This is a genomic window from Mycobacterium sp. (genome assembly GCF_044342925.1).
Lineage (GTDB): Bacteria > Actinomycetota > Actinomycetes > Mycobacteriales > Mycobacteriaceae > Mycobacterium.
On the sequence record NZ_JBIIOV010000152.1, the window covers coordinates 1 to 7944 of the forward strand.

Consider the following 7944-nt stretch of genomic DNA (forward strand, 5'->3'; position numbering starts at 1 on the left):
AATGAGCTCAGAAGCAATTTTTACGGAGCTGTGAGTACCTCTGTGGCGCGAGTTGCGCCACGTCGACTAGTGATGCACAAGTGGATCCGCAGTTTAGGGGCACCCGGGGGCCCGGTTCCGTCGCTGTAAGGGCGCCCTCGGGGAGGTTTTTGGAGGTAGTGACCCCCTTCAGCCGGAACCGGCACTGTGCTGGCTTTAGCCGTAGCCGACCATGTCGCCCACCGCGCCGGGCGCGGCCAGTATCGTCGCGAGGACCATGACGATGCCCTACCCAGCACAGACCCCGGCCGGGGCTTCCGCGTGCTATCGCCACCCCGACCGCCAGACCTACGTGTCCTGCACCCGCTGCGGGCGGCCGGTGTGCCCGGAGTGCATGGTCAGCGCCTCGGTCGGCCATCAGTGCGTGGAGTGCGTCCAGGCCGCCGCCCAGAGCGTTCCCGTTGTGACGACCATGGCCGGCGGGGTGATGCGCACCGGAATTCCGTTGGTGAGCTACGCGCTCATCGCCGTCAATGTGGCGGTGTTCATGCTGCAGCTGGGCTCCAAGATGGTGGTCTACAAGCTGGCGCTGGTCCCGCTGTTCGTAGCGGCGGGGGAGTACTACCGGTTGGCGACGTCGGCCTTCGTGCACTTCGGGCTCATCCACCTGTTGTTCAACATGTGGGCCCTGTACGTGCTCGGCCCGCCCCTGGAACAGCACCTGGGCCGGCTGCGGTTCGCCGCGCTGTACGGGTTGAGCGCCCTGGGCGGCGGGGTGATGGTCTACCTATTCTCAGCGGCCAACGTGCCCACCGCCGGCGCCTCCGGGGCCATCTTCGGATTGTTCGGCGCCACCTTCGTGACGAGCAAGCGACTCAACCTGGATGTGCGCTGGCTGATCGGCCTGATCGCGGTCAACCTGGTGATCACCTTCACCATCCCGGGAATCAGCTGGCAGGGCCACCTCGGCGGCCTGCTCGTCGGGGCCCTGGTGGCGGCGGTGTTCGTCTACGCCCCCCGTGCGCGACGCAACCTGGTTCAGGCCGGCGCCACCATCGGGCTGCTCGCGGTCTTCGGTGTGCTGATCGCTGCCCGAACCGCCACCCTGCTCGGCGGCTGAGCTAGAGCCGGACCAGCCGGAAGGGAAAGGTCAGCGTGCCGCCGGGTGCGTTGTCGCAGCCGGTGGCGAAGGACGACTGCAGCGTCCCGGTCAGCGTCACCGCATCCCAGGTGTACACGTCGTGCGTCGGGATCACCGGTCCGTAGTAGACGTTGCCGCACCGCAGTCCATCGGGCACGTCCACGACCATGGTGTACACGCCGTCGGCCTGATAGGCCTTGGCGTACCACTGGAAGGCCTTGGCGATCGGCATCGGATTGGCCGAGACGTTGGCGCAGACGGCCACACTGTCCGGCGGGTTGCAGGACGTGAACGTGAAGATCCAGGAGTGGAAGTCATACCGGCCGTCGACGTAGGCGTTGTAGTGGCCGGCGAACAGTCCGGCGTGCGCCACCGGTGCCGGGGCCAGCGGGGCCAGTGTCACCGCGGCCAGGGCTGCCAGGATTCCGCGCACCATTCCGCGCACCCCTCGCCCCCTTCGTCGCTGCTGAGAAAAATGTATGCCCCGCTGGCGGGCATGCGCAGCGATACGATCCGGCGGTGCCGAACAAAGCCGCCGCGCACCCGATGCGGGCGGGCATGGTGGTCGGCGCGTTGGGGGTGGTGCCGACCCGCATCCGGTCCCGATCAGCCAGGCCAACGTCTACGGCGTTGTTTCGCTGATCTTCTGGTCGGTGATGCTGATCGTCACGCTGACCTACGTCGTGTTGGTGATGCGCGCCGACAACGACTTCTGTTTGCCGGCGGACCGTACGGTGATCATGGGGTCCGCCGGCTGCCCTGGTGGGGTTGCTACGACGGATGCCGTGGCTGTCCGTGGTGCCCGCCTATGTGGTCGGCGTGGGGGTGCGGCCCGAGCGCGCGCCGGAGTTCGCACGGCGCTGAGGTCCTGGGCGCGCGGGGCCGGCCGAGTGTCGTGTGCGGGCAGAAACAGTGCCCCCACCCGGGGCGTCCGTCTACTGTCCCGCCGCTGTCTCCGTCACGTTCTCAACCGAATTCGGCGGCGAGGCTCTTCTTGTCGAGCTTCTCGGTGCCGACCGTCGGCAGCGGCTCGGTGCGAATCCGCCATCGGGTGGGCACGGCGAAGTACGCGACCTGGCCGGCCATGTGCCGGGCCAGCTCCTCCTCGGTGGGCACGAGACCACCGGCCCGGTACACCACCACCGCGGCAAGTTCCTCCCCGAGCTCAGGATGCGGCAGGCCGATGGCGGCCGCCTCCACCACATCGGGATGCCGCATCAGCGCCGCCTCCACGTGCGGGCAGGCGATGTTCTCCCCGCCCCGGATGACCATGTCCTTGCTGCGGCCGTCGACGAACAGATAGCCGTCGTCGGAGAGGTGACCCAGATCCCCGGTGCGCAGCCAGCCGTCGGAATCGATTGGGCTCCCGGAGATGTCACCGTCGATTCCGACGTAGCCGCGCATCGTCGTAGGGCTGCGGACCAGGATCTCGCCTTTGCCGTCGTCGTCGGGGTTGTCGATGCGCAACTCCACGGTGGGCAACGGCCGGCCGACGGTCCGCGGGTGCTGCTGCAGGTCGGCGCCGGTGGCGAGGGTGAAAAATCCGCCGCCCTCGGTCATGCCCCAGGTGTTGACGATGCCGCGGCCCTGCAACTGCGGTAGCCGCCGCGCCAGCCGCGCCAGCAGCACCGGCGGCACCGGCGCCCCGCCGAGCGGGAACGACCGCAGGCTGGACAGGTCGTGGGAGTCGAAGTCGGGATGCTCCAGCAACCGGGCCGCCATGGTGGGCACCGCGCCCCACCGTTCGACGCGCTCGGATTCGATGAGCGCCAGCACCTGCGCGGGGTCGAAACGGCCGGTGTTGAACACGATTCGCCCGCCGGTGATCGTCTGGGTGATCAAAGTGGCGAACGCGCCGATGTGGAACAGCGGCGTGGAGATCAGGTTCACCGGCTGCGGGCCGTCGGACGGAATCAGGTGCGGCAGTTGGCGCGACCGGGCCAGCACGTTCTGCTGGTTGGCCACCACCGCGCGGAACGGCAGTTCGACGGCTTTGGGCATGCCGGTGCTGCCGGAGGTGAACAGGATGACCGCCGGGTCGTCCTCGTCGGGCGGTCCGGGGATGTCCGGCACCGGTCCGGCGCCGGCGAAGCAGTCGCTGAGCGCGGCGATGTCGACGGCGGTGTCGCCGGCCAGGCCCGGCGCGTCGGTGATGACCGCCCGCGCCCCGACCAGGGCGATGCAGTGCTCGGCCTCCCGCTGGCTCCACCACCGGTTGCCCAGCACCGGCACCGCACCCACCGACCAGATCGTCCACAACGCCAGCACCCAGTCCGGGCTGTTGTAGGCCAGCAGCACTACCCGATCACCCGGTCGAATCCCCAACGGCGCCAGACGCTTCCGTGCGCCGGAGATCGCGGCGAAGAACTCGCCGAAGCTCACCCGCCGGTGGCCCTGCACCAGGAAGGTGCGCTGCGCCCAGCGGTCGACGCCGAACAGCAGATCGGCGAAGGTGCGCGGCCTCTGTGCGTAGACCAGGCCGGGATGGCCGCCGTAGCTACCGGTCTCGACGTCGTCGCCCCAGGGGGATTGCACGCCGCCGATCCTAGGCGGGATCAGCCCCCTGTCGCGACGGCCTTGGCCCAGCGGTAGTCGGCCTTGCCGGAGGGGGAGCGCACTACCGCGTCGACCCGGATGAACGCCTTGGGAATCTTGTAGTCGGCGATGTGGGCGCGGCAGGCCTGCGCCAGTTCTTCGTCGGTGGCGCTGCGGTTCTCGGCGAACTGCACGATCGCCACCACCTCGCTGCCCCACCGTTCCGACGGCCGGCCAGCGACCGTCACGTCGTAGACGGCGGGGTGGCTGGCCACCGCCCGCTCGACCTCCTCGGCGAAGATCTTCTCGCCGCCGGAGTTGATGGTTACCGAGTCCCGGCCGAGCAGTTCGATGCGCCCGTCGGCGAGCAGGCGGGCCTTGTCGCCGGGGATCGACCAGCGCACCCCGTCGATGGTGGGGAAGGTGCGGGCGGTCTTCTCCGCGTCGCCGAGGTAGCCCAGCGGCACCAGTTCGCAGCGCGCCAGCCAGCCGTCGCCTTCGCCGGGCTCCAGCACCCGGCTGAAGTCGGCGGCGACCACGCCTGTGTCGACCAGCGGGGTGAACACCGCGGTCTGGGAATCGGTGCCTTTGGTGGAGACGGTGGTCATCTGCGCGCCGGACTCCGAGGAGCCGACGGCGTCCATGATCATCAGATTCGGCAGGGCGGCCAGCAGCCGGTCGCGCACGGTCGGTGACAGCGGGGCGCCGCCGTTGGTGATGGCCAGCAGTCCGGACAGGTCGTAGTCGCCCTTCTCGATCTGGTCGACCAACGGGCGGGCCATCGCGTCGCCGACCACCGGAATGCCCAGCACCCGTTCGCGTTCCGCGAGCCGCAGGATGGCGTCGGCGTCGAGACGCCGCACGTCGTCGGGCAGCGCGATCCAGCCGCCGGTGCTGATGGTGTTGAACACCCCCCACTGCGCGGCACCGTGCATCAGCGGCGGGATCACCAGCATGGACCGAAAACCGCCCTGGGCCCGCACCTGGGCGGCGAGGTCGTCGTAGGAGTTCAGCGGTTCGCCGCCGGCCAGGAACGGCCGCCCGCCCATGGCGGACATGAAGATGTCGTGCTGACGCCACAGCACGCCCTTGGGCATGCCGGTGGTGCCGCCGGTGTAGAGGATGTAGAGGTCGTCGGCGCTGGGCGTCGGCATGCCGCCTGCCGGTGCCGGTGTGTTCACGATGGACTCGTAATCGACGGCGTCGGGCAGCAGTTCGTTGCCGGAGTCATCGGCGACCTGGATGAGTACCTCCAGATCGGGCAGCCGGCCGCGGATGGACTGGACGTGCGGGGCGAACTCCGCGGCGTACACCAGCGCGCGGGCCTTGGCGTCGGCGAGAAGGTAGAGCAGCTCCTCCTCGACGTAGCGGTAGTTGACGTTGAACGGCGCCACCCGTGCCCGGTAGCCGGCCACCATCGCCTCGAGGTACTCGTTGCCGTTGCGCAGGTACAGGCCGACGTGGTCCTGGCCGGACTGGTGGTTGGCCAACTGGTCGCGCTCGGTGTGGCAGCCCAGCCCCCGGCTGGTCAGGTAGTGCGCGATCCCGTCGATGCGGGCGTCCATCTGCGAGTAGGTCAGCCGCAGGTCGCGCCAAACCAGAACCTGCTTGTCGGGGACGGTCGAAGCGACGTTGCGAAATACGGTCGACAGGTCGAAGGTCACGGCCTCACTGTATGCGCCGTCGGCCCGGATAGAGTCGGGACTTGTGACCGAACGCGCCCGCATCGACTTCCCGTCCCGCATCGGTGTGTGGTGGGCCAGCGACACCTGGCCGATGTCGGCCGCCCAAGAGGTGGCCCAGGAGATCGAGGCACTGGGCTACGGGTCGCTGTTCATCCCCGAGGTGGGCCTCAAGGACTGCCTGGTGCAGTCCGCGGCGTTCCTGTCGGCCACCGATCGGCTGGTGGTTGGCACCGGCATCGCCAACATCCATGCCCGCGTCGCCGGGACCATGGAGGGCGGCGGCCGCACCCTCACCGCGAACCACCCGGGCCGGTTCGTGCTGGGCCTGGGGGTCAGTCACGGACCGTTGGTGGAGAACATGCTCGGCGGCACCTACGACAAGCCGCTCTCCACCATGCGGTCCTACCTTGAGCGGATGGCCGCACTGCCCGCCATGATCGAGCCGGGTTCGGGTCGCCCGACCCGGTTGCTGGCTGCGTTGGGACCCAAGATGATTGAACTGGCCGGCACCCACGCCGACGGTGTGCACCCGTACCTGGTGCGCCCGGAACACACCGCGACCACCCGGGCGATCCTGGGCGACGACAAGTGGATCGTCTCCGAGCAGGCCGTCGTCGTCGGGCTCGACAAAGACAGCGCCGGTGACGACGAGCAGTTGCGCCGCGCGCACCTGCACCTGCAGATCTACTCCGGCCTGCCGAACTACCGGAACTCGTGGCTGCGGCAGGGTTTCGACGAGACCGACTTCGTCCCCGGCGGGTCCGAGCGGCTGGCCCGCGGGATCGTCGGGATGGGATCGGTGCAGCAGGCGGCGGCGTCGGTCACCGCGCATCTGGACGCCGGCGCCGACCATGTGGTGGTGCAGGTTCTCGGTGACGGGAACCCGGCCTGGGATCCGCGCCCGGCGCTGCGAAAGCTGGCCGAGGTGCTGGAGCTGCTCCCTACCGCTTGAACCAGGCCCGCAGGGTGGCCAGCTCGCGGGTGTAGGACTCGTACATCTCGTCGTGGAACAGCGACGCACCGCTGAGCTTGTCACCGGCCCACACGACCCTGATGCGTACGGTGCCGCGGTAGAAACTCTGCTGGCGGCCATCGGCGCCTTCCCGCTGCTGCCAGTCCCGTTCGGCGGCCAGTTCGGCCACGGTGTTGCGCTCGTCGGTCGCAGTCGTCATAGCTGGAGGGTACAGCCGGGTTTCAGCCGGACTCCCGGGCTTGCCGCACCAGTCTGACCGTGGCGGCCCGCAAGTCCTCCGCCGAGCCGACGGCGCCGCCGAAACCCACCCGGGTGTAGACCGCCCCGCGCGGGGTGTGGACCTTCAGGTCCATGCCGTACCGGTCCACCCCGGTGCACATCGCCGATTCGGCGTCGGGAAAGCCTCCGAGCGCGCGGGCCATTTCGGCCAGTGCCCCGGCGTGGTCGTCGTTGAGGTGCTCGATCGCGCCGGCGGCGATTGCGCTCAGCGGGTCGGCGGTGGCCGCGGCATAGTCGGCCGCGCTCGCCGAGTCCATCCGGCCATAGCCGCCGACCCAGCGCACCCGCTGCACCCGCAGCACCCAGACCGCGAAGTCGCTGTAGTCGATGTAGTACTTCGCCGCCGGGACGGCCGCGACGTGGGCGGCGCGGGCGGCCTCGAGTTCAGCGCCGACCGGGTGTTCGACGATGCCGGCCAGGGTGATCCGCGGGCTGGCCAGCGGATCGGCTTCGGCCCCGGGGGCCACCACCGCCAGGCTGGCGCGCGGGTCGGCGGCCAGATTGCGGCCGTGCTCGGCCAGGTGCGACACACACAGCACCGGCGCGCCCCCGAAAGATCCTGTGTCCAGCAGGCCGTAGGTGACGAACGAGGCCCACGGATCACCGGCCTTGGTCAGGCTGGCCAGGGTGCCGACGTTGGTGGAGGCGGCGATGGTACGGGCCTCCTCGGCCGCGGACGGCCGCCGGGGATCGGCGACGGCGGTCAGCGGCGGGGGCATGGTGGGCGCGTCACCGGGGTCACCATGATCTTTGGCCACGGCCGCGACGATACCGCTATTTCGGCAGCGCCCGGCTATTTCAAAAACGCGTAGCCGACCGTGATAGCGACGGCCAGGGCCACGATGGTCACCGGGATGCCGAACCGCACGAACATCTTCGTCGAGTAGCCGCCCGGTCCCATCACCATCAGGTTGGTCTGGTGGGCGATCGGGTTGAGGAACGTCAGCGAGATGCAGGTGCCGATCAGCGTCAGCAGAATCACCGGATTCAACCCGGCGCTGTTGGCCACGGTGATGGCCACCGGCGTCAAGATCGCCGCTGCGGCGGCGTTGGTCACCACGTTGGTCACCACGGTGGTGACGATGGCGAACACCGCGGCCACCAGGAGGGTGTCGCCGTGACAGAGATCCACGATCGCCGTCGAGATGGTATCGCCGAGACCGCTTTTCACCACGATGGTGCCCAGCCCGATCGACCCTGCGATGATCGCCAGGATGTTCCAGTTCAGCGCGCGGGCAGCCGAGCGCGGGGTCAGCACCCCGGTGACCACCATCAGGGTGGCGCCGGCGACGGCGATGAGTTCCACCGGGGCGATGGCGAACGAGCTGGCCCGGATCACGCCCAGCAGGATG

Annotated in this window: 8 protein-coding genes and 1 pseudogene; 3 read left to right on the top strand and 6 right to left on the bottom strand. The window is 69.3% G+C overall.

The features are described 5' to 3' along the window. The first annotated feature begins 256 nt into the window (after positions 1–256). On the top strand, positions 257–1099 hold the full coding sequence (locus ADBZ6I_RS14140; RefSeq protein ID WP_526384877.1) for a rhomboid family intramembrane serine protease: 843 nt from the start codon (positions 257–259) through the stop codon (positions 1097–1099). Position 1100: 1 nt separating this feature from the next. Here the strand turns inward: ADBZ6I_RS14140 and ADBZ6I_RS14145 are convergent, their stop codons facing one another. Then, entirely contained in the window at positions 1101–1556 is a 456-nt protein-coding gene (locus ADBZ6I_RS14145) for a hypothetical protein (RefSeq protein WP_526384889.1), read from the bottom strand. Between the two features lie 151 nt (positions 1557–1707). On the opposite strand from ADBZ6I_RS14145, the pseudogene ADBZ6I_RS14150 reads away from it, so the two are divergent. Continuing rightward, a pseudogene (locus ADBZ6I_RS14150) lies at positions 1708–1830 on the top strand (KUP/HAK/KT family potassium transporter); the annotation flags it as partial. A 256-nt stretch (positions 1831–2086) separates the two neighbouring features. Here the strand turns inward: ADBZ6I_RS14150 and ADBZ6I_RS14155 are convergent. Together ADBZ6I_RS14155 and ADBZ6I_RS14160 are read right to left on the bottom strand one after the other, a co-directional pair. Next, on the bottom strand, positions 2087–3655 hold the full coding sequence (locus ADBZ6I_RS14155; RefSeq protein WP_526384879.1) for a class I adenylate-forming enzyme family protein: 1569 nt from the start codon (positions 3653–3655) through the stop codon (positions 2087–2089). Between the two features lie 20 nt (positions 3656–3675). Beyond that, positions 3676–5382, bottom strand: a complete 1707-nt coding sequence (locus ADBZ6I_RS14160) for an AMP-binding protein (protein WP_526384881.1) — start codon at positions 5380–5382, stop codon at positions 3676–3678. Here ADBZ6I_RS14160 and ADBZ6I_RS14165 point away from each other — a divergent pair. Continuing rightward, positions 5363–6292, top strand: a complete 930-nt coding sequence (locus ADBZ6I_RS14165; RefSeq protein ID WP_526384883.1) for an LLM class F420-dependent oxidoreductase — start codon at positions 5363–5365, stop codon at positions 6290–6292. The two genes, ADBZ6I_RS14160 and ADBZ6I_RS14165, sit on opposite strands and share 20 nt — an antisense overlap. On the opposite strand, the gene ADBZ6I_RS14170 is transcribed toward ADBZ6I_RS14165, so the two are convergent. From ADBZ6I_RS14170 to ADBZ6I_RS14180, 3 genes are all read right to left on the bottom strand, one after another. Then, positions 6282–6512 (bottom strand): hypothetical protein, encoded by a 231-nt coding sequence (locus tag ADBZ6I_RS14170; RefSeq protein ID WP_526384885.1) that lies wholly within the window; start codon positions 6510–6512, stop codon positions 6282–6284. The genes ADBZ6I_RS14165 and ADBZ6I_RS14170 overlap by 11 nt on opposite strands. 22 nt (positions 6513–6534) lie before the next feature. Continuing rightward, positions 6535–7311 carry a HugZ family pyridoxamine 5'-phosphate oxidase gene (locus tag ADBZ6I_RS14175; RefSeq protein ID WP_526384891.1) on the bottom strand — a complete coding sequence of 259 codons (777 nt, stop codon included), beginning with the start codon at positions 7309–7311 and terminating at the stop codon, positions 6535–6537. A 74-nt stretch (positions 7312–7385) separates the two neighbouring features. After that, positions 7386–7944: SLC13 family permease (locus ADBZ6I_RS14180; RefSeq protein WP_526384887.1), on the bottom strand; the 559-nt coding region annotated here is incomplete at its 5' end.